The organism is Paenibacillus alba (assembly GCF_013204855.1).
Classification (GTDB): Bacteria; Bacillota; Bacilli; order Paenibacillales; family NBRC-103111; genus Paenibacillus_E; species Paenibacillus_E alba.
The window spans coordinates 1-1,450 of sequence record NZ_JABMKZ010000091.1; the positions used below are offsets into that span (position 1 = coordinate 1).

General features: G+C 46.0%; 1 protein-coding gene. It reads left to right on the top strand.

The window, feature by feature from the left end; genetic code table 11:
• Nucleotides 1–1,052: IS110 family RNA-guided transposase (locus HQN90_RS37980; protein WP_173227986.1), on the top strand; the 1,052-nt coding region annotated here is incomplete at its 5' end.
• Nucleotides 1,053–1,450 lie beyond the last annotated feature (398 nt).

Sequence of the window (1,450 nt, forward strand, 5' to 3'; positions counted from 1 at the left end):
ACATCGTTGTAGGTTTGGAGAGCACAGGTCACTACTGGTTCAATATTGCCAACTGGTTGGTGGATCAAAGAATTGATGTGGCTCTTGTCAATCCGATGACAACCAAACGTAATAAAGAAAACAGAGATAACTCTCCTTCCAAGAACGACCCAAAAGATGCTCTTGTCATCGCTGATGCGGTGAGTCGTGGGTTCTATACGCCCTTCTCTCCAAAGGATGAAGCATTCCGCCGCATACGGGTTATGGTGACAAACAGAGAGCACTGGGTTGTTAAATCAGGACGGATCAAGAATAGAATCCACCGCTGGCTCGATATCCGTTTTCCAGAATACAGACAAGCGTTTGATGATATATTTAGCGATCGTTCGTTGGCTACTTTGCGCCGCTTCCCAGCCCCTTCTGACCTATTGCAGCTAACTCCAGAGGAAATCGTACAGATCTGGGGTGAGTATATGGCCAGACCTGGCGGGGTGCGAGGTAAGAACAAGGCGATGGAACTTCAATCACTGGCTAGACATAGCGTTGGAGACACTACTGCCCTTGAAGAAGACAAATGGGAGTTAACGCACCTCATCGAAGAGTATGAAAGAATTCGCGGAATCATTGATGAAGCGGACGAGATGATTGAAAAGGTACTTCCTGAAATTCCTTGTTCAGATCTTGTTCGATCTGTGGGTGCTTCTGTCCCTGCAACGGCTGCTATTTTGGCATTTGGCGGGGATTTACGTAATCTGTCTCACGGAAATCAGTTATTACGGAAGGCAGGATTGAACTTAGCAGAACGAAGTTCAGGCAAGTATAAGGGGCAAATCAAGCTCACCAAACGAGGCAACTCACTTCTGCGTAAGCATCTCTACTTCACAGTATTTCACCTGTTATCTTTCAATGAAGCGTTTCAAGCCTTGCATGCTCATAATACCGAAGTGAAACGAATGACGAAAATGCAGTCCATGATGAAGTTGATTGGGAAACTAACCCGGATGCTTGTAGCCATGGCAAGAGAAGGGCAAACATTCTCCATGGATAAAGCCCAGCTACCATTAGCAGCATAAAAAGTAAATCATAACCTTGACACGTAGATTGGCTCATTCGTAGGATCTCACAAAGAAAGCACGGAGTACCGAGATTGTTCAGCTTTAGGGCATAGACCCGTTCCGTTAACGTTAATCGGACTCCACACCTTGGAAAGATAGGACGAAGGAATGTGAGGGCATAGACCCGTCGAGATTTGGGAGAGTGAATCCCCAAGGACCTTGTGGAGAGACGCGTGCATTATACCTTTATTATGGAAGATGTTGTAAACACGTCAGCACCTTCTGTTCCCGCATGCGCTCTAACGGAACTTCCTGCCACACAGAACCCAAACACCGTAACTCCTATTTAACATGTATTTTGAAATCCTGCGAATGAGCGAGCATTCGTGAGAAAATTCCTATTCTCTGAGGGAGTT